19 protein-coding genes and 1 riboswitch are annotated in these 19738 nt (G+C 73.4%); of the genes, 11 read left to right on the top strand and 8 right to left on the bottom strand.

The features are described 5' to 3' along the window. The first annotated feature begins 163 nt into the window (after positions 1-163). From V6V16_RS08045 to V6V16_RS08030, 4 genes are all read left to right on the top strand, one after another. Positions 164-2041, top strand: a complete 1878-nt coding sequence (locus V6V16_RS08045) for a M14 family metallopeptidase (RefSeq protein WP_334561026.1) — start codon at positions 164-166, stop codon at positions 2039-2041. A 164-nt stretch (positions 2042-2205) separates the two neighbouring features. Then, a riboswitch (cobalamin riboswitch) is annotated at positions 2206-2290 on the top strand. Positions 2291-2400: 110 nt separating this feature from the next. Next, positions 2401-3339 (top strand): ABC transporter substrate-binding protein, encoded by a 939-nt coding sequence (locus tag V6V16_RS08040; RefSeq protein ID WP_334561024.1) that lies wholly within the window; start codon positions 2401-2403, stop codon positions 3337-3339. Positions 3340-3352: 13 nt separating this feature from the next. Then, positions 3353-4456, top strand: a complete 1104-nt coding sequence (locus tag V6V16_RS08035) for a FecCD family ABC transporter permease (protein WP_334561022.1) — start codon at positions 3353-3355, stop codon at positions 4454-4456. Further along, complete coding sequence (locus V6V16_RS08030; protein WP_334561020.1) at positions 4453-5316, top strand: ABC transporter ATP-binding protein; 864 nt, start codon at positions 4453-4455, stop codon at positions 5314-5316. The genes V6V16_RS08035 and V6V16_RS08030 overlap by 4 nt, the downstream gene beginning before the upstream one ends. Positions 5317-5494: 178 nt before the next feature. Here the strand turns inward: V6V16_RS08030 and V6V16_RS08025 are convergent, their stop codons facing one another. The 4 genes from V6V16_RS08025 to V6V16_RS08010 form a co-directional block, all read right to left on the bottom strand. Then, on the bottom strand, positions 5495-6256 hold the full coding sequence (locus V6V16_RS08025) for a VOC family protein (RefSeq protein ID WP_334561019.1): 762 nt from the start codon (positions 6254-6256) through the stop codon (positions 5495-5497). A 94-nt stretch (positions 6257-6350) separates the two neighbouring features. Further along, the gene (locus V6V16_RS08020; protein ID WP_334561017.1) at positions 6351-7088 is read right to left on the bottom strand and encodes an ABC transporter permease; all 738 of its coding nucleotides are present in this window, start codon (positions 7086-7088) and stop codon (positions 6351-6353) included. A 15-nt stretch (positions 7089-7103) separates the two neighbouring features. After that, on the bottom strand, positions 7104-8033 hold the full coding sequence (locus tag V6V16_RS08015) for an ABC transporter ATP-binding protein (protein WP_334561015.1): 930 nt from the start codon (positions 8031-8033) through the stop codon (positions 7104-7106). Positions 8034-8091: 58 nt separating this feature from the next. Then, positions 8092-10284, bottom strand: coding sequence for a HelD family protein (locus tag V6V16_RS08010; protein WP_334561013.1), 2193 nt, complete (start codon positions 10282-10284; stop codon positions 8092-8094). Positions 10285-10536: 252 nt separating this feature from the next. On the opposite strand from V6V16_RS08010, the gene V6V16_RS08005 reads away from it, so the two are divergent. Next, the gene (locus tag V6V16_RS08005; protein ID WP_334561011.1) at positions 10537-11388 is read left to right on the top strand and encodes a menaquinone biosynthetic enzyme MqnA/MqnD family protein; all 852 of its coding nucleotides are present in this window, start codon (positions 10537-10539) and stop codon (positions 11386-11388) included. A gap of 32 nt (positions 11389-11420) precedes the next feature. Here V6V16_RS08005 and V6V16_RS08000 read toward each other — a convergent pair whose 3' ends face one another. Both V6V16_RS08000 and V6V16_RS07995 read right to left on the bottom strand, forming a co-directional pair. After that, a complete protein-coding gene (locus V6V16_RS08000; protein WP_334561009.1) occupies positions 11421-12362 on the bottom strand; it encodes a hypothetical protein in 942 nt (313 codons plus the stop codon). After that, positions 12362-13315, bottom strand: a complete 954-nt coding sequence (locus V6V16_RS07995) for a hypothetical protein (protein WP_334561007.1) — start codon at positions 13313-13315, stop codon at positions 12362-12364. Before V6V16_RS07995 ends, V6V16_RS08000 begins: the two co-directional genes overlap by 1 nt. A gap of 355 nt (positions 13316-13670) precedes the next feature. Between V6V16_RS07995 and paaA the strand changes: the two genes are divergently transcribed. The 5 genes from paaA to paaE all read left to right on the top strand — a co-directional run bounded on the left by paaA (position 13671) and on the right by paaE (position 17390). Continuing rightward, a complete protein-coding gene (paaA, locus tag V6V16_RS07990) occupies positions 13671-14738 on the top strand; it encodes a 1,2-phenylacetyl-CoA epoxidase subunit PaaA (protein ID WP_334561005.1) in 1068 nt (355 codons plus the stop codon). Beyond that, positions 14735-15022 (top strand): 1,2-phenylacetyl-CoA epoxidase subunit PaaB, encoded by a 288-nt coding sequence (paaB, locus tag V6V16_RS07985; protein WP_334561003.1) that lies wholly within the window; start codon positions 14735-14737, stop codon positions 15020-15022. The genes paaA and paaB overlap by 4 nt, the downstream gene beginning before the upstream one ends. After that, positions 15019-15744 carry a 1,2-phenylacetyl-CoA epoxidase subunit PaaC gene (gene paaC / locus V6V16_RS07980; protein WP_334561001.1) on the top strand — a complete coding sequence of 242 codons (726 nt, stop codon included), beginning with the start codon at positions 15019-15021 and terminating at the stop codon, positions 15742-15744. Before paaB ends, paaC begins: the two co-directional genes overlap by 4 nt. Positions 15745-15810: 66 nt before the next feature. Further along, complete coding sequence (paaD, locus tag V6V16_RS07975; RefSeq protein WP_334560999.1) at positions 15811-16284, top strand: 1,2-phenylacetyl-CoA epoxidase subunit PaaD; 474 nt, start codon at positions 15811-15813, stop codon at positions 16282-16284. Further along, a complete protein-coding gene (paaE, locus tag V6V16_RS07970) occupies positions 16281-17390 on the top strand; it encodes a 1,2-phenylacetyl-CoA epoxidase subunit PaaE (protein WP_334560996.1) in 1110 nt (369 codons plus the stop codon). The genes paaD and paaE overlap by 4 nt, the downstream gene beginning before the upstream one ends. 72 nt (positions 17391-17462) lie before the next feature. Here the strand turns inward: paaE and V6V16_RS07965 are convergent, their stop codons facing one another. Both V6V16_RS07965 and V6V16_RS07960 read right to left on the bottom strand, forming a co-directional pair. Further along, entirely contained in the window at positions 17463-18227 is a 765-nt protein-coding gene (locus tag V6V16_RS07965; RefSeq protein WP_334560994.1) for a peptidoglycan recognition protein family protein, read from the bottom strand. Beyond that, on the bottom strand, positions 18227-18385 hold the full coding sequence (locus tag V6V16_RS07960) for a hypothetical protein (RefSeq protein WP_334560992.1): 159 nt from the start codon (positions 18383-18385) through the stop codon (positions 18227-18229). Before V6V16_RS07960 ends, V6V16_RS07965 begins: the two co-directional genes overlap by 1 nt. Before the next feature lie 129 nt (positions 18386-18514). Between V6V16_RS07960 and mqnC the strand changes: the two genes are divergently transcribed. Beyond that, complete coding sequence (gene mqnC, locus V6V16_RS07955; protein WP_334560990.1) at positions 18515-19705, top strand: cyclic dehypoxanthinyl futalosine synthase; 1191 nt, start codon at positions 18515-18517, stop codon at positions 19703-19705. Positions 19706-19738: the final 33 nt, after the last annotated feature.

The following is a 19738-nucleotide window of genomic DNA, read 5'->3' as shown; positions in this document are numbered from 1 at the left end:
GGAAGGAACTTTCGCCAGAGCCCGGCAGTTGGAAAATACTTGCCGATGTGACGATCAGGATGACATGCAAGTAAGCAGCGACGCATATTGATATGACCATGCGGTGGGTGGTGGAGTGTCCTCCACCGAGCGGGATCTCTCCCGCCCCCCGAGGAGGTTGTCCATGGCCTTCCGCAACACCGCCCTCCGTCGCCGCCTGGCGGTCGCCGTAGCAGCCGCGTTCGGCCTGCTCACGGTCGCCGCCGCGCCGGCCACCGCCCGGCCGGCCCCGGAGCACGCCGACACCGCGGCGGCGTCCTACCGGGTGCTCGGCCCGCGTACGGTCGCCGACCGCACCGCCGTCGCCGGCACCGGCGCCGCCATCGACTTCGTCGAGCACGGCGTGCTGAACGTCTCGGCCACCCCGACCGAGGCGGCGGCGATCACCCGGCTCGGGTTCCGGCTGGAGGCGGTGCCCGCGCCCTCGGGTGACGGGCACAACCATGCCGAGGGGGACGTCGGCACCGCCGCCTTCCCGCCGGCCGACTCCAACTACCACGACTACGCCGAGCTGACCGCCGTGGTGAACAAGGTGGTCGCCGACCACCCCTCGATCGCCCGGAAGATCAGCATCGGGTCCTCGTACGAGGGTCGCGACCTGATGGCGGTGAAGATCTCCGACAACGTCGGCACCGACGAGAACGAGCCGGAGATCCTGTTCAACTCCCAGCAGCACGCCCGCGAGCACCTGACCGTCGAGATGGCGATCTACCTGCTCAACCTCTTCACCGACAGCTACGGCGGCGACTCCCGGGTCACCAACATCGTGAACACCCGGGAGATCTGGATCGTGCCCACGGTCAACCCGGACGGCAGCGAGTACGACATCGCCACCGGTTCCTACCGTTCCTGGCGCAAGAACCGGCAGCCGAACAGCGGCTCGACGGCCGTCGGCACCGACCTGAACCGCAACTGGTCCTACCAGTGGGGCTGCTGCGGCGGCTCGTCCGGGACGACCTCGTCGGACACCTACCGGGGCCCGTCGGCCTTCTCCGCGCCGGAGACCCAGGCGCTGCGGAACTTCGTCAACAGCCGGGTGGTCGGCGGCACGCAGCAGATCAAGGCGAACATCGACTTCCACACGTACTCGGAGCTGGTGCTCTGGCCGTTCGGCTACACGTACAACAACACCGCGCCGGGGATGACGACGGACCAGTACAACACCTTCGCCACCCTCGGCCAGCAGATGGCGAACACCAACGGCTACACCCCGCAGCAGTCCAGCGACCTCTACATCACCGACGGCGACAGCATCGACTGGATGTGGGGCCAGCACGGCATCTGGGCGTACACCTTCGAGATGTACCCCGGCTCGGCCGGCGGCGGCGGCTTCTACCCGCCCGACGAGGTTATCCCCGCCCAGACCTCGCGCAACCGGGAGGCGGTCCTGCTGCTCAGCGAGTACGCCGACTGTCCGTACCGGGCGATCGGCAAGCAGGCCCAGTACTGCGGCGGTGGCGGCGGCACCACGGTCTGGTCGGACACCTTCGAGACGGCCACCGGCTGGACGACCAACCCGTCCGGCACCGACACGGCGACCTCCGGGACGTGGGAGCGGGGCGCCGCCCAGGCGACCAACTCCAGCGGCGCGAAGCAGCTCGCCCCGTACGCCGGCGCCAACGACCTGGTCACCGGCCGGCTGGCCGGCACGGCGGCCGGTGACTACGACGTCGACGGCGGCGTGACCAGCGCCCGGTCGCCGGCGGTGACCCTGCCGTCGAGCGGCACGCTGACCCTCAGCCTCGCCTGGTACCTGGCCCACGGCTCGAACGCCTCGTCGGCCGACTACCTGCGGGTGAGCGTGGTGCACAACGGCGGCACCACGGCACTGTTCACCCAGTCCGGGGCGGCCAGCAACCGCAACGGCGCGTGGGCGGTCTCCAACGCCAACCTCACCCCGTACGCCGGCCAGTCGGTGCGGATCCTGGTCGAGGCGGCGGACGCCTCGGGCGCGAGCCTGGTCGAGGCGGCTGTGGACAACGTCACCATCACCAGTTCCTGACCCGGTGGGGCCCCGTCCCGCCCCCGGCGGGGCCCCACCACCTCCCGCACACGTCGATCCAGGGCATATCGCCGCCGTTGACGATCAACGAGCGTCGATACGCCCTGGATCGACGAGGCACGTCCGGGGCGTGCGCTACCGTTCTTACGACCACGCGCAGCGAAGCCGGTGGGAAACCGGCGCTGTCCCGCAACTGTGATGCCCCCACCACGCCCGGCCGAGCGCCGGAGGCGGTGGGGGCGAGCCAGGCCGCCTGCGTCCGTGGTCGCGACACGCGCTCTCGAGGAAGGGCGCCTCGCGGACGGGCGCCCCGCTCCCTGTCGGCGAAGCACCACGCTCCTCGACCGACAGGAGGACCCATGCTCAGACGTACCCCCCGGCTCTTCGCGGCGACCCTCGCGGTGGCCGCGCTCGCCCTCGGCGCGTGCGCCGAGAAGACCTCCGACGAGACCCCCGCCGCCGGCGCCAGCTCGGCGGGCGCCGCCTACCCGGTCACGGTGGGCAAGCTGACCCTGGAGAAGCGCCCCGAGAAGATCGTGTCGCTCTCCGCGTCGGCCACCGAGATGCTCTTCGCGATCGGCGCCGGCAAGCAGGTCACCGCCGTCGACGACCAGTCGAACTTCCCGGCCGACGTGCCGAAGAGCGACCTCTCGGGCTTCACCCCGAACGCCGAGGCGATCGCCGGCAAGAGCCCCGACCTGGTGGTGCTCTCCGACGACCGCAACAAGATCGTCGAGCAGCTCACCACGCTCAAGATCCCGGTTTACCAGACCCCGGCGGCGACGACGCTCGACGACTCCTACCGGCAGATCACGGAGCTGGGTGCCCTCACCGGCCACCCCGGCGAGGCCGCCGACGTGACCAGGCGGATGAAGGACGACATCACCAAGCTGGTCGCCGACCTGCCGAAGCGCGCCGAGAAGCTGACCTACTACCACGAGCTGGGCCCGGAGCTCTACACGGCCACCAGCAAGACCTTCATCGGCTCGATCTACGCCATGGCCGGCCTGGAGAACATCGCCGACCCGGCCGACGCCGACGGCAAGAGCGGCGGCTATCCGCAGCTCTCCCAGGAGGTGATCGTCAAGGCCGACCCGGACTTCGTCTTCCTCGCCGACACCAAGTGCTGCAAGCAGAGCGCGGAGACCGTCAAGGCGCGGGCCGGCTGGGCGGGCGTCACGGCGGTCAGGAACAACCAGGTCGTCGCGCTCGACGACGACGTCGCCTCGCGCTGGGGACCCCGCGTCGTGGACCTGCTCCGGGCCGTCGTCGACGCGGTCGCCAAGGTGCCCGCGTGAGCGCCACCCGTCGATGACCGAGGCCCCCGGGACGGCACGACCCACCCGGCGGGCCGGCACGCTCCCCGCGTCCCGGCCCGCCGGGCTACGGCCCCGTTGGCTCGTCGCCGGCGTCGCCGCCGTGCTCGTCGCCCTGGTCGCCGGGGTGTCGCTCGGGCCGGTCAGCCTGCCGCCGGGCAGCGTCGCGGCCGAGCTGCTCAACCTCATCCCCGGGGTACGCCTGGACAGCGGGCTGACCGAGCGCGAGATCGCCATCGTCACCGAGCTGCGGCTGCCCCGGGTGGTCCTGGGCCTGCTGGTCGGCGGCCTGCTCGCCCTGGCCGGGGGCTGCTACCAGGGGGTGTTCCGCAACCCGCTCGCCGACCCGTACCTGCTCGGGGTGGCGGCCGGGGCCGGGCTCGCGGTCACGGCGGTGATCACCCTGGGCGCCGGGGCGGGCGGCGCGCTGACCGGGCTGCCGTTCACCATCCCGCTGGCCGCGTTCGTGGGCTCGCTCGGCGCGGTGGCGATGACGTACCTGCTCGGTGTCTCCGGCGGGCGCGGCCGCTCGACAGCCACGCTGATCCTGGCCGGGGTGGCCGTCTCCGCGTTCCTCTCGGCCGGCCAGACCTACCTGCTGCAACGCAACTCGGACAGCATCCAGCAGGTCTACTCCTGGCTGCTCGGGCGGCTCGCCACCGCCGGCTGGCACGACGTGCGGCTGGTGCTGCCCTACTTTTTCCTCACCGCCCTGGTGGTGCTGCTGCACCGGCGGGAGCTCGACGTGCTCTCCGTGGGCGACGACGAGGCCACGAGCCTCGGGCTGCACCCGCAGCGGTCCCGCTACCTGCTGATCGCCGCCGCCTCGCTCGGTACCGCCGCCGCCGTCTCCGCCTCCGGGCTGATCGGCTTCGTCGGCATCATCGTGCCGCACGCCGTCCGGCTGCTGGCCGGGTCGAGCTACCGGGTGATCCTGCCGCTGTCGCTGCTCTTCGGCGGTGCCTTCCTGGCCCTCACCGACGTGGTCGCCCGCACCGTCGCCGCCCCGTCCGAGATCCCGATCGGGGTGGTGACCGCGCTGCTCGGCGGCCCGTTCTTCGTGCTGGTCCTGCGTACCTCCCGCCGGGTGCTCGGATGAGCCCGGGACGGGCACCGGCCGACGGCACGGGGCGGGCGCCGGGTGCGGGCGTGGGACGGGCGGCGGCGGACGGCCGGACGGCTCCGCCCGCCGTCGAGGTGCGCGACCTGCACGTGCGCCTCGGCGGGACGCCGATCCTGGCCGGCGTCGACCTGACTGTCGCCGCGGGCGAATGGGTCACCGTGATCGGCCCCAACGGCGCCGGGAAGTCGACCCTGCTGCGCGCCGTCGGCGGCCTGCTGCCCGCGCCGGACGCCGTCTCCCTCTTCGGTACGCCGAGCGAGGCGCTGCGCCGCCGCGACCGGGCCCGGGTGGTCGCCACCGTGGCCCAGTCCCCGGTCGTGCCGGCCGGCATGACGGTGCTCGACTACGTGCTGCTCGGACGCACCCCCTACATCCCGCCCCTCGGCCGGGAGTCGGCCGCCGACCTGGCCGCCGCGTACGAGGTGCTCGACGGGCTGGACCTGGCCGGGTTCCACGACCGGGAGATGGCCACCCTCTCCGGCGGCGAGCGGCAGCGGGTCTTCCTGGCCCGGGCGCTGGCCCAGGGCGCGACGCTGCTGCTGCTCGACGAGCCGACCAGCGCCCTGGACATCGGCCACCAGCAGGACGTGCTGGAGCTGGTCGACCGGCTGCGCCGCGAGCACGGCCTGACCGTGCTCGCCACGATGCACGACCTCTCCATCGCCGGCGAGTACGCCGACCGCATGGTGCTGCTCGCCGACGGCCGGGTGGTCGCCGCCGGCACCCCGCGCGAGGTGCTCACCGAGCAGCTCCTCGCCACCTGGTACCGCGCCACCGTCCGCGTCGTGGACGGCGACCACGGCCCCCTCGTGGTCCCCATCCGCCCCCGCCGCTGACCCCGCCCTCGCTCCCCGCCCCCTCCCCCTCCCTCCCTCCCCTCCCCCTGCCCTCTCCCGTGCCCGCGATCTTGCAGTTTCCGCCCGGAAGAACCGGGACGGAACGGGCGGCCGGGGGGCGCGAACTGCAAGATCGCGGGCACGGAAGGGGGGGGAGGGGGAGGGGGAGGGGCGGTGGTTAGGGGCGGGTGAGGATGTTGAAGAGGGCGCCGTGGGGGTCGCGGAGGGCGGCGTAGCGGCCCGCCGGGGCGTCCTGCGGCGGGACCAGGATGGTGCCGCCCAGCTCGGCGGCGCGGGCGGCGGCGGCGTCGGCGTCGGCCACCGCGAAGTACACGGACCAGTACGCGGGCGTGTCCGCGGGGAAGCCGTCGCCCAGCGGCGGCACCATGCCGGCCACGATCCGGTCGCCGAGCCGCCAGCCGGTGTACGTGCCGGAGCCCGCCCGCTGGTCGTCCGGGTGCCAGCCGAAGACCAGCTCGTAGAAGACCTTCGCGCCCTCCGGATCCGGGGTGACCAGCTCGGTCCAGGTCAGCGCCCCCGGGGTGTCGAAGACCTCGGCCCCGGGCATCGCCATCGGCTGCCAGACGCTGAAGGCGGCCCCGGCGGGGTCGGCGAAGACCGCCATCCGTCCCTGGTCGAAGACCTCGAACGGCGGTACGACCACCTGCCCGCCGGCCCGCTCCACGCGGCCGGTCACCAGGTCCGCGTCATCGGTCGCCAGATACGTCGACCAGATCGGCACCTGGTCGGGAATGGCCGGCGGCCCCGCGCCCGCCACCGTCCGCCCGGCGAGCAGGAAGACCGTGTAGCCGCCCGCCGCGGGCTCCGGGTCGATGCGTCCCGTCCAGCCGAACAGCTCCGGATAGAACCGCCGCGCCTCGGCGAGACCGGGGGTGGCGAGGTCGACCCAGCAGGGCGTACCCGGCGGGACGATGCTCACGTCGGCCCCTCTCGGCTGGGGGCGGCCACGCCGGCACGCCCTGCCGAGATCGTGGCACCGACCCGGCGGGCCCCGGGGCCGATCGGGCGAAACGTCAGCTGAACCGTCGACCCTCGTCGCGCCGGTACGCCCACCCGGCCAGCGCCGCCAGCAGCACGACCCAGACCCCGAGCATGACCATCGACAGCGGGTTGACCGGGTAGTCGCCGACCGCCGCCCACATCAGCTCCACCGCGCCCCGGGTCGGCAGGAACGGCGCGACGGCCTCGACGAAGCCGGGCGCCTGGTCAGGTGCGGAGAGCAGGCCGCCCCCGAAGGCGAGCGGGAAGAAGACGACCTGCGCCACCACGATCGCCGCCCTGCTCGGCATCGAGTAGCCGATGGCCAGACCCAGCAACGTGAACGGCACCGAGATCACCGTGACGGTCGCCAGGGCCAGCAGGAACGCCGGTGCGCTGGTCCGCGCCTCGGTGAGCGTCGCCCCGATCACCACCACCGGGACCAGGGAGAGGTAGGTGAGTGCCAGCCCCGCCAACACCCGGCCGGCGAAGCGTGGCGCGGGGCCGGCCGGCAGGGTCCGGGTGTACGGGTTCCAGGGCTGGTCGCGGTCCTCGGCGACCCCGACCCCGTACTGGAAGACGTTAGCGCTCAGCACCGAGAAGGTGACCATCGCGGCGGTGGCGTAGGTCGCGGCGACCGGATCCTTGCCGGCGAACGGCACCACGAAGAAGAGCATCGCGACGGCCGGGAAGAAGGCGCTGCCGACGACGGCGATCGGGATGCGGACCGTCTCCAGGAGTTGGTAGCGGGCATGGACCAGGGCGAGGCGCATGGGAGATCCGTCCCCTCAGACGGTGGCCGGCGGGCCGGCCGGGGCGGTCGTCGGACGGGCGGTTCCGGCGCCCGGCGCCGCGTCGGTCGCGGTGATGGCGAGGAACGCCTCCTCCAGCGAGGTGGGGCGCACCTCCAGGTCGGCGAACGCCACCCCGGCGGTGACCAGGGCCCGCACCAGCTCGTCGGCGTCGGTGGTGAGCAGGTGGGTACGGCCGTCGACCCGCTCGCTGCGGACCACGCCGGGCAGCGCGGGCAGCTCGTCGGCGACCAGGCTGACCCGGCGGACGCCGACGATCCCCCGGACCGCGGCGACCGAGTCGTCGGCCAGCACCCGGCCGTGCCCGATGACCACCACCCGCCGGGCCAGCGCCTCGACCTCCTCCAGGTAGTGGCTGCTCAGCAGCACGGTGCCGCCGTCGTCGTGGAACGCCCGGATCGCCTCCCACAGCGTGTGCCGCGCCGCCACGTCCAGGCCGGTGGTCGGCTCGTCGAGCAGCACCAGCCGGGGCCGGCCGACGAAGGCGAGCGCCACCGCGAGTCGGCGGCGCTGCCCGCCGGAGAGGCCGCCGGTCTGCCGCCGGGCCAGCCCGTCCAGGCCGAAGCGGTCGAGCAGCTCGCCCCGGGGGACCGGGTCGGGGTGGTGGGCGGCGACGAAGTCCACCACCTCGCCGACCCGCAGCGTGCCGGGCAGGCCCGTCTCCTGCGGGGTGACCCCGATCCGCCGCCGGCTCGCCGGGTCGCGCGGGTCGCCGCCGAACAGTTCGACCCGGCCGGCGGTGGGCCGGCGCAGCCCGACGAGCAGGTTCAGCAGGGTGCTCTTGCCGGCCCCGTTCGGGCCGAGCAGGCCGACCAGTTCGCCGGCCCGCACCTCCAGGTCGATCTGGTCGAGGGCGAGCACATCGCCGTACCGGCGACTGACCGCCTCGGCGCGGGCGAGGATCACGGGACGCTCGTCAGGGAAACCACGGATACCTGTCTACCCTCCGGGGGCAAGCCGCCGGTCACCCGAGCGGGGCGGGCAGCGGCGCGGCGTGCAGCACGGCGAGGCGGGAGACCGCCCGGGTGAGCACCACGTAGAGCCGGTTCAGGCCACGCGGCTCGGCCGCCACGATCGCCGCCGGCTCGACGACGATGACGTGGTCGTACTCCAGGCCCTTGACCAGGGTCGCGGGCACCACCGTGACGCGCGCCGCAGCGGCCGGCTCGTCGACGGTCGCGGTCGCCACGCCGGCCGCCGCCAGCGCCGCCCGCAGGCCGCCGACCGCGTCGTCGGCGGCGATCACCGCCACCGAGCCGTCGAACCCCAGCGCCGCGTGCACCTCCGCCACCGTCGCGGCGGTCAGGTCGTCGACCGTACGCAGGTCGAGCGCGCCGTCGCGGCGCAGCGACTCGGCCGGGGGCACGTCGACGGCGAGCGCCGGCAGCAGCCGGTTGGCGAAGGCGACCACGGCGGCGGGCACCCGGAATCCGACCGTCAGCGGGACCACGACCGCGTCCGGCTTGCCGAGGTGGCGCAGGGACTCCCGCCAGTCCGCGGTGGCCCACGGGGCGGTGCCCTGGGCCAGGTCGCCGAGGAGGGTGACCGATCCGTGCTCGCTGCGCCGGGCGATCACCCGGCACTGCATCGGGGAGAGGTCCTGCGCCTCGTCGACGACCACATGCCCGAAGCCGCCCGGCCGCTCGATGAGCCCGGCCGCCTCGTCGATCAGCACCGCGTCGGCCGCCGTCCACTTCGTCGCCTTCGGCGTCCGCCCGAGCTTCGTCCCGGCCCCGGCCGGGCGGCGCGCCGGGCGCGGAGCCGCCGCGCCGGCCGTCGCCGGATCGGTCGCCGCCGCCGGGGCGGGTGCCGGGTCGGGGGCGGCGACCCCGCGCAGCAGCGCCTGCTCGGCGGGGGTCAGCAGCCCGTCGGCGGCGGTGGCCAGCAGGTCGGCGTCGGTGAGCAGCCGGTGCAGCAGCCCCTCCGGGGTGAGCGCCGGCCAGACCGCGTCGAGAAAGGCGGTGACCGGCGTGGCCCTGCCCATCCGGCGCAGCCAGGCGTCGCTCGGCGACTCGGCGCGCCGCGCCTCCGCCTGCCGTTGCAGCAGCGCGACCACCCGGGCTCGGACGCGCTCCCGCCCGGTGGCGTGCGGAAGCCGCTCCCGGCGGGTCTCCTCCAGTATCCGGTGCAGCGGGTCCAGTCCGATCCGCCACCGGAACGAGCCGTCCGAAACCATGATCGGCTCGGTCGGCTCACCGAGGTGCGCGTCGACCGCCCGGCGCAGCACCTCCGCCATCCGGGCGTCGTGCTTGACCGCCGCGACGGCCGGGTCGTCGACGGCCCGCACGGGCACCCGGCCGACCAGGTCCTCCACCGTGGCCTGCTCGACCTCCACCTCGCCGAGCGCCGGCAGCACCGCCGCGATGTACGACAGGAAGGCCCGGTTCGGCCCCACGATCAGCACACCCGAGCGGCGCAGCCGTTCCCGGTGCAGGTAGAGCAGGTAGGCGGCCCGGTGCAGGCCGACCGCCGTCTTGCCGGTGCCCGGCGCGCCCTGCACGCAGATCGAGTCGCCCAGGTCGGCCCGGACCAGTTCGTCCTGCTCCGGCTGGATGGTGGCGACGATGTCGCGCATCGGCCCGACGCGCGGGCGTTCGATCTCGGCGGTCAGGATCCGGCTGGTCGTGCCGAGTTCCTCGCCCCGGTCGAGGCGCTCGTCCTCGAAGCTGGTCAGCGCCCCGCCACTGAACCCGAAGCGGCGCCGCACCGCCACGCCCTGCGGGTCGCGGGCGCTGGCCCGGTAGAACGACCGGGAGACCGGGGCCCGCCAGTCCAGCACCAGCGGCTCGCCCCGGTCGTCGGTGACGTGCCGACGGCCGACGTGGTAGCGCCGCCCGGCGTGCTCCCCGTGCCACCCCCCGGGCCCGTCGCCCGATTCGTCGGAACCGGTGGCGGCGGACGCCTCGCCGGGCCCCGGGCCGAAGTCGAGACGGCCGAAGAAGAGCGGGGTGCTCGGGTCGTCGGCGAGTTCGGCGACCCGGCGGGCCAGGGTGCGCCCCAGCGTCTCGGCCGCGTACGCGTCGCCGGCCACCTGGTCGCCGGTGGAGAAGAGGGCCTCGGCGCGTGCCCGCATCCGGGCCAGGGCCGCCCGGGAGGAGGCGAGGTGCGCGCGTTCGGCGGCAAGGTCGGCGTCGAGGTCTAGGTCGAGTGCGCTCACGCTGAATCCCGTCGGGGTCTCTACCGATCGCTCGCGTGTCCGGCGGGCGGATGGCCGGCCCCCGGCGCGGGACGTCCGATGCGGTGCTCACCTCACCCTGGCCGTCAGCGACCTGACAGCCTACGCGCGGGCCGTGCCGCGCTCCACCGAATTTTCCGCCCCGCCGCCGCGACGGCGGTGGCGCATGCGGGGTTGGCCACTCCGGCCCCGGCTCGCTGAGCCCCGGGGCGGCGGCGGGGATACGGTCGGGGCATGGTTGAGCACGTCGCACGCCCACGGGTCGGGCACATCCAGTTCCTGAACTGCCTGCCGATCTACTGGGGGCTGATGCGCTCCGGCGCCCTGATCGACGTCGACCTGCACAAGGACTCCCCGGACCGGCTGAGCGCCGCGCTTGTCGCGGGCGACCTGGACATCGGTCCGATCTCCCACGTCGAGTACCTGCGGCACGCCGACGAGCTGCTGCTCCTGCCCGACCTGGCGGTGGGCAGCGACGGCCCGGTGCTGTCGGTCAACATCGTCTCCACCCGTCCGCTGGCCGAACTCGACCACGGCAAGGTGGCGCTGGGCTCGACCTCGCGGACCGGGGTGCTGCTGGCCCAGTTGCTGCTCGGCGAGCGGTACGGGGTGAACCCGGAGTACTTCCGCTGCCCGCCAGACCTGACGCAGATGCTGCTGGAGGCGGACGCCGGGGTGCTGATCGGCGACGTGGCGCTGCGCGCCCTCCACGAGGCGCCGAAGCGTGGCCTGGAGGTCACCGACCTCGGGCAGGCGTGGCGGGAGTGGACCGGGCTGCCGATGGTCTTCGCCGTCTGGGCGGTACGCCGCGAGTTCGCCGCCGCCCACCCGGGCCTGGTCAAAGAGGTGCACGAGGCGTTCCTGCGCTCCCGGGACCTCTGCCTGGCCGAGCTGGACCAGGTGGCCGAGGCCGCCGCGCGCTGGGAGACGTTCGACGCGGCGACCCTGGCGACGTACTTCCGGGCGCTGGACTTCTCCCTCGGCGAGCGCCAGGTGGCCGGCCTGCGTGAGTTCGCCGGCCGCGCCGCCGCCATCGGCGCGGCCCCGCAGCTCCCGGCCTCCGGTCCCGACTTCTTCGCGGGCTGATCCGACCGCCCGCCGTTGCGGGCGGGACGGGTTCAGGGGGTGGAGCGCAGGAGGGCTTCGGTGATCTTCTGGCAGTTCGTCATGCCGTACTCGTAGCCCTTGCCGATCGGGTAGCGGACCATCACGCCCATCGTCCAGGTGTCGCCGATGGCGAGGCAGTTGATGTGCATCTCCTGCTCGCGCGTACGGTCGATCCAGCCGTTCTTGATGGCAATGGTCTTGCGCTCCGCGGCCGGGAAGGCCTTGCGGATGCCGAAGTCGCCGCCGCCCCGGACCAGCCGCATCTCCTTGATCAGCCAGGTGGTCCACTTCGGCCCGGCGGCGCGACCGTCGGCGATGCAGGCCCCCATCCGGGCGGTGTCCCGGGGGGAGAGCTTCGTCCGGCTCCAGCCGCCGTCGGTGGCGACGCCGCTGTCGGTCAGCTCGCAGAGCGAGAGCAGCCGCTTGATCGAGGCGGACCGGCCGACGGTGTTGTAGAACTGCTCGGCCCGGGTGTTGTCGCTGTCCCGGATGATCTTCGTGGCGTCGGCGAGCTTGGCGGCACTCGGGGTCTGGCCGGCGTCGTCGGCGCGGCGCAGGTAGTCGGCGACGATCCACGCCTTGATCAGCGACGCGGTGGTGCTGGTCTCCTCCATGTTCTCCGAGCCGATGATCTCGCCGCTGCGGCGGTCGAGGACGCTCCAGGAGTACCAGCCGTCGATGTCCAGGTCGAGGTCCCTGGCCTCGAAGGGCAGCGGCTCGGGCGTCGGGCTCGGTTTCGGCGACGGCCGCGAGCTGCGGTCGCCCGGGCTGCCCGTGGCGCGCTCGGCCGAGCCGGCGGGGGCGCCCCACGTCGCGGCGGCGGTGGACTCGAACGGCGAGCCCGGCAGCAGCCGCAGCGAGACGAGCACCAGGCCGATGAGGACCAGCGCGATGGCGATCAGCCTGCCGGGGGAGGCGTCGGCGTGCCCGTCGTCCCGGCGTCGTCGCGCCATCAGAGCTTCCCGGCGGGCCGCTGCGGCACCTTGAGGGCGGCGCCGGGCTGCGGGGTCACGAGCTGCGTCGCGACGGAGGCGCAGATCTGCGCGCCGTAGTTCAGCCCGCTCTTCAGGGGGTAGCGGAGCATCACGGCGAGGCTCCACCTGTCGGTGACGGCGAGGCAGCTGACGTGCCAGTTGCCGTCGTAGTTGAGGGGCGTCCAGCCGTTCTTCATGCTGACCGGGCCCTGGTCGACGATCGACTGGGGAAGGCCGTCGATGATTCCCCAGCGGCCGCCGCCGGAGCGGGCCTTCTGGTCCTTGGCGGCGGTGCTGCCCCTGACCTTGCTCATCTCGTCCAGCAGGAGTTTCGTCCACCTGGGGCCGGCGGCCGTGCCGTCGGCGATGCAGTCGCCGAGTCGGGCGGCGTCGCGCGGGGACATCCGGGTGAAGCTCCACCAGCCCACGTAGCCCGGCACGTTGCCCGGCTTGGTGTCGGTGAGCTTGCAGGTGCCGACCATCCGCTTGATCGTCGCGGCGCGGCCCACCGCACCGTAGAGGGCGTTCGCGGCGTCGTCGTTGCTGTCCCGGATGGCGGCGGCGATCTGCTTCCTCCGCTCGGCCGGCAGCGGCCTGTCGCCGAGCTGGCGGAGGTAGTCCGCCGCGAACCAGGCTTTGATCATCGACTCGGTGGAGCTGGTCGAGGCCAGGTTCTTCGACCCGGAGATCTCGCCGCTCTCCCGGTCCATCAGGGCCCACGAGAAGAACTCGCCCTTGAAGTCGACCGTCACCGGGCCGGCGGCCAGGGTCGGCGGCGCCGGCGGGGTGGGCGCGGGCGCCGCGACGCTCCCGCCGCCGCTTCCGCCGCTCGCGGCGTCGCCGGCCAGGCGGGCGTACGCGGCGGGGACGAGCAGACCGGCACCGAGAAGGACCGCCACGACGGCGAGCACCAGGGTCACGCGGGAACGCATGAGTGGACGAGCTCCAGGTGTCAGGGCCGGGGGACCGGCTGTTGTCCGGACGGATCGGTGGACCGCCGAGGCCGGGGGAGGGACTCCGGATGCTCGGGCGATCGTCGGCAGCCGATCGGTGTGACGGGGGAAGTCTACGTGCGGATCGGCGGGGCGCCAGAACGTGACACCTGGCAACTTGCCATGAAGGCGGGATAACGAGCCGCTATGCGGCTGTTGAGAGGATTCATCTTCGCCTGGTGACCGAAGTCATAGTTTGGCCGTCACCGAACGTCGTCGGCGCATCCCGAAACTGTCTCCGGAAAACTGTTACACCCTCTGGTGTCCCGAGAGGCGAGCTGTAACACTTGACCCCATGTATGGCAACGACTTCTCCGCCGAGGACGCACCCGGCGGCGGCCTGCTCGGCGAGGTCGAGGCGGCCGAGGCGGCGCTGCGGGAGGCCGCCGCGCGGGGCCGCCGGAGCGCCGCCCCCGGCCCGGACGAGGACCTCGCGGCGTACTTCACCGAGGTCATCGACGCCGACCAGAAGATCGAGCCGCGCGACTGGATGCCCGAGGCGTACCGCAAGACGCTGATCCGGCAGATCGCGCAGCACGCGCACTCCGAGATCATCGGCATGCAGCCGGAGGGGAACTGGATCAGCCGCGCCCCGTCGCTGAAGCGCAAGGCGATCCTGCTGGCCAAGGTCCAGGACGAGGCGGGCCACGGCCTCTACCTCTACGCCGCCGCCGAGACCCTCGGGATCAGCCGCGACGAGTTGGTCGAGCTGCTGCTCAGCGGTCGGCAGAAGTACAGCTCGATCTTCAACTATCCCACCCTGACCTGGGCCGACGTGGGCGCGATCGGCTGGCTGGTCGACGGCGCGGCCATCGTCAACCAGGTCCCGCTCTGCCGCTGCTCCTACGGGCCGTACGCGCGGGCGATGATCCGGGTCTGCAAGGAGGAGTCGTTCCACCAGCGGCAGGGCTACGAGATCCTGCACACGCTGGCGCACGGCACACCGGGCCAGAAGGCGATGGCGCAGGACGCCGTCGACCGCTGGTGGTACCCGTCGCTGGCCATGTTCGGCCCGCCGGACACCGACTCGACCCACTCGGCGCAGTCCATGGCCTGGAAGATCAAGCGGTTCTCCAACGACGAGCTGCGCCAGCGCTTCGTGGACATGTGCGTGCAGCAGGCCGAGATCCTCGGCCTGAGCCTGCCGGACCCGGGCCTGCGCTGGAACGAGTCCCGGCAGTCGTACGACTTCACCCAGCCCGACTACGACGAGCTGATGCGGGTGATCAAGGGCGACGGGCCGTGCAACCGGCAGCGGGCGGAGCACCGCCGCCGCGCCCACACCGACGGCGCCTGGGTGCGCGAGGCCGCGGCGGCGTACGCCGCCAAGCGGGCGGAGAAGAAGGAGATGGTGGCCGCGTGAGTAGGGAATCCTCGCCGCTCTGGGAGGTCTTCGTGCGGGCCCGGCGCGGGCTGTCGCACACCCACGTGGGCAGCCTGCACGCCCCCGACGCCGAGCTGGCGCTGCGCAACGCCCGGGACCTCTACACCCGCCGCCAGGAGGGCGTCTCCATCTGGGTGGTGCCGGCGGGCGCGATCACCGCGTCGAGCCCCGACGAGAAGGACGCCTTCTTCGACCCGGCGGCCGACAAGGTCTACCGCCACCCCACCTTCTACGAGGTGCCGGACGGGGTGGCGCACCTGTGAACGGCCCCTTCGACTTCGCCCTCGCCCTCGGCGACGACGCGCTCGTCGCGGCCCAGCGGCTGGCCGAGTGGACCACCCGCGCGCCGGAGATGGAGGAGGACATCGCCCTGGCGAACATCGCCCTCGACCAGCTCGGCGCGGCCCGGCTCCTGCTGTCGTACGCGGGCGAGCTGGAGGGCGCCGGCCGGGACGAGGACGCGCTGGCGTTCCTCCGCGACGACCGGGAGTTCCGCAACTGTCTGCTGGTCGAGCTGCCCAACGGCGACTTCGCGGTCACCATGGCGAAGCTGCTCTTCCTCGCCGCGTACCAGCTTCCGCTCTACACCGCGCTGACCGGATGCGCCGACGAGCGGCTGGCCGCGATCGGCGCCAAGGCCCGCAAGGAGTCGGCCTACCACCTCGACCACGCCTCGCTGTGGGTCAAGCGGCTCGGCGACGGCACCGAGGAGTCGCACCGGCGGATGCAGGCGGCCGTCGAGCAGGTCTGGCCGTACGTCCACGAGCTGTTCGCGGCCGACCCGGGCGCGCCCGTCGACCCGGCCACCCTGCGGGCCGACTTCGACGCCACCGTCTCCGCCGTGCTCGACGAGGCCACGCTGACCCGGCCGGAGCCGGGTTGGGCGCCGGCCGGGGGGCGGGACGGCGTGCACACCGAGCACCTCTCCTACCTGCTCGCCGAGATGCAGGTGCTGCACCGCGCCCATCCCGGAGCGCGCTGGTGAACAGCGCGGTCGGGAACGGAGGGCGCGCGTGGTGAGCGGCGCGGTCGCGAACGGAGGGCGGCGCCCGTGACTCCGCGGGAGGCCGCCGCGGCGGTGGTGGACCCGGAGATCCGGGTCGTCACCATCGACGAGCTCGGCATCCTGCGGGCGGTCGACGAGGACCCGACCACCGGCCGGGTGGTCGTCACCATCACCCCCACCTACACCGGCTGCCCGGCGATGGACGTGATCCGCGCCGACATCCGCCGGGCGCTGGCCGTGGCCGGGCATCCGGACGCCGAGGTGCGCACCGTCTACAGCCCGGCGTGGAGCACCGACTGGATCTCCGACACGGGCCGGGCCAAGCTCGCCGACGCGGGCATCGCCCCGCCGTCGCCCGTCCGCGCCGCCGGCGCGGTGGCGCTGACCCTCGCGGTCCGTTGCCCGCGCTGCGGCTCGCCCGAGACCGAGCAGGTCAGCCGCTTCGGTTCGACCGCGTGCAAGGCGCTCTGGCGCTGCCGTTCCTGCCGTGAACCCTTCGACCACCTGAAGGCGCTGTGACTGTCACCATCACCCGCCCGGTCCGTCGCCGGCCGGTCTTCCACCCGCTCCCCGTCGCCGCCGTCGACCGGCTCACCGACGACGCCGTGGCGGTCACCTTCGCCGTGCCGGCCGAGCTGCGGGAGACGTTCGCGTTCGCCGCGGGCCAGCACCTCACCGTCCGCCGCCCCGGGGCCGCCGGTGAGGACGTGCGGCGGTCGTACTCCATCTGCTCCACCCCGGACGACCTGGCCCGACACGGCCGACTGCGGATCGGCGTGCGGGAGATCCCCGGCGGCGCCTTCTCCGCGTACGCCTGCGGCGCGCTGCGCGGCGGCGACACGGTCGAGGTGCTGCCGCCGCTCGGGCACTTCACCACGGCCTTCGCCCCGGACCGGGTCCGCCACTACGGCGCGGTGGTCGCCGGCTCGGGCATCACGCCGGTGCTCGCGCTGGTCGCCACGGCGCTCGCCGTCGAGCCGGCCAGCACGTTCACCCTGGTGTACGGCAACCGCACGGCGAACACGGTGATGTTCGCCGAGGAGTTGGCCGACCTGAAGGACCGCTGGCCGACCCGGCTGCACCTGGTGCACGTGCTCTCCCGGGAACGGGGCGAGTCGCCGCTGCTCTCCGGCCGGATCGACGCCGACCGGCTGGGCCGGCTGCTGGAGACCGTGGTTCCCGGCGACACCGTCGACGAGTGGTTCCTCTGCGGCCCGTACGCGATGGTGGTGGACGCCCGGGAGGTGCTCACCGCGCGGGGCGTGCCGGCGTCGGCGGTGCACACGGAGCTGTTCCACGTCGCCGAGGCCCCGGCCCCGCCGCGACGCCCGGCCGACGGACCGGGGGGCGGCGCGGAGGTGACGATCCTGCTGGACGGCCGGTCGTCGAGTTTCACGATGGGGCGCGAGGAACGGGTCCTGGACGCGGCGCTCAAGGTCCGCGGCGAGCTGCCCTACGCCTGCAAGGGCGGGGTCTGCTCGACCTGCAAGGCCAAGGTGGTCGACGGCGCGGTCACGATGGCCCGCAACTACGCGCTGGAGCCGGACGAGGTGGCCGCCGGCTACGTCCTGACCTGCCAGTCCAGCCCGACCACCGACCGGCTCACGGTCGACTACGACGCCTGAGCCCGACCGTTCGGCGCGGCGGGGCCGGCGGTGCGGGGTGCTCCCTGCTCCGCCGCCCCGTGCCGCCAACGGTCAGCTCGGGGCCTTGACCTGGCCGTCGTAGGCGATGCTGCGCCACAGGTCGAACTGGCGGTCGTTGCCGACCAGGGGCTGGCCGACCAGCGCGACCGCGGCGTGCACCTCCTCGTTGTCACGGAGCTGCCGGAAGTAGCCGGGGCCGACCAGGGCGATGCCCCGGTTGGTGGACTGGATCAGCTTCATGTCGTTCTCCATGAGGTCGAGGGGCGGGTTGCCGACGAGCTGGCGCGCCACGTCGGCGCGCATCGAGTCGAGGTCGATGAAGGACGGGTCGATCTTGCCGCTGGTACTCGTCTCGCGGTGTCCACGGGCGTGGCTGGCGTCCCGGCCGAGCCGCCGCAGCACGGCGGCGGTGGCGAGCACCGAGGCGGAGTACTGGGCGCCGGTCATGGACTGGCCGACCCCGTTGTAGTCGATCTCCCAACCGATCATCAGGGTGTTGCCGTCGCCGGCCGGGATGGGGCCGCTGCCGCGGCTGACGCCGGCGTGGTTGGCCCGGCCGCCGGAGATGACGTGGAAGACGCCGTGGTAGTCGACCAGCGCCTGGCAGAGCGGGCCGGGCAGGTCGGACCGGCCGTTGATGCAGACGTTCAGCGCCGGGTGCGGGTTGCTGGCACTGGAGGTGGCGGCGGTGTGGTGCCAGAGCACGCCGATCGGGTCGAACGAGCTGCCGGCCACCCGGCCCAGCCAGTTGCCGTGCTCGACCACGGAGACGCCGGCGGCGCGGAGCACGTCGGCGAGCCAGGGGATGGTGGCCATCAGCCCGCCGCCAGGTCGGCCAGGCACTCCGGCGCCGCCGCCGCCCGCGCCGGGCGGCCCGTCACCGCGACGGCCAGGGCGGCGGCGAGCGGCGCGAGGCCGAGCAGCGTGCGGCGGGGTAGCGGGGGGCGTGCTGGGGAAGGCGGGTCCGGAGTCATCCACGCATGTTAATTGATCGATCAACTACGGGTAAGTCCCTCGATCGCCGGCCCAGCGACCGGGGCTGTGGCGTGGTCGACAGGAGTCCGGCGAGCCCGGCCGGGGTCGCGGCGACGTAGGCTCGGGGGGTGAGTGTGAGCCGGGAGATCGACGACATCCTGCAGCGTGGCGCGGACGGCGGGCGGATCACGCCCGAGGAGGCACTGCTGCTCTACACCGAGGCGCCCTTCCACGCCCTCGGCGAGGCGGCCGACGCGGTACGCCGGCGGCGCTACCCGGACAACGTCGTCACGTACCTGATCGACCGCAACATCAACTACACCAACGTCTGCGTGACGGCGTGCAAGTTCTGCGCGTTCTACCGGGCCCCGAAGCACCGGGAGGGCTGGACCCACCCGACCGAGGAGATCCTGCGCCGCTGTGGCGAGGCGGTCGAGCTGGGCGCCACCCAGGTCATGCTCCAGGGCGGGCACCACCCCGACTACGGCGTGGAGTACTACGAGGAGCTCTTCTCCTCGGTCAAGAAGGCGTACCCGCAGCTCGCCATCCACTCCATCGGCCCGAGCGAGATCCTGCACATGGCCAAGGTCTCGGGCGTCAGCCTGGACGAGGCCATCGCCCGGATCAAGGCGGCCGGGCTGGATTCGATCGCCGGCGCCGGCGCCGAGATGCTGCCCGCCCGGCCGCGCAGGGCGATCGCGCCGCTGAAGGAGTCGGGCGAGCGCTGGCTGGAGGTCATGGAGCTGGCGCACCGGCAGGGCGTCGAGTCGACCGCGACCATGATGATGGGCACCGGCGAGACCGCCGCCGAGCGGATCGAGCACCTGCGGATGATCCGCGACGTGCAGGACCGCACGAAGGGCTTCCGGGCGTTCATCCCCTGGACGTACCAGCCGGAGAACAACCACCTCAAGGGCCGCACCCAGGCCACCTCCCTGGAGTACCTGCGGCTGGTCGCGGTGGCCCGGCTCTTCTTCGAGACGGTGCCGCACCTTCAGGCGTCCTGGCTGACCACCGGCAAGGACGTCGGGCAGCTCGCCCTGCACCTGGGCGTGGACGACCTCGGGTCGATCATGCTGGAGGAGAACGTCATCTCCTCCGCCGGCGCGCGGCACCGCTCCAACCTGCACGAGCTGATCGGCATGATCCGCTCGGCCGACCGGATCCCCGCCCAGCGGGACACGCTCTACCGCCGGCTGGCCGTGCACCACACGCCGGCCGACGATCCGACCGACGAGCGGGTGGTGTCGCACTTCTCCTCGATCGCCATGCCGGGCGGCGGCGCCGGGAAGGCCCTTCCGCTGGTCGACGCCCGCTGACCGCCGCGCGCCGGCGGCCACTGCGAACCAACC

Source organism: Micromonospora sp. CPCC 205561, assembly GCF_036906775.1.
Taxonomy (GTDB): Bacteria; Actinomycetota; Actinomycetes; order Mycobacteriales; family Micromonosporaceae; genus Micromonospora.
This window is presented reverse-complemented; position numbering and strand designations above follow the sequence as displayed.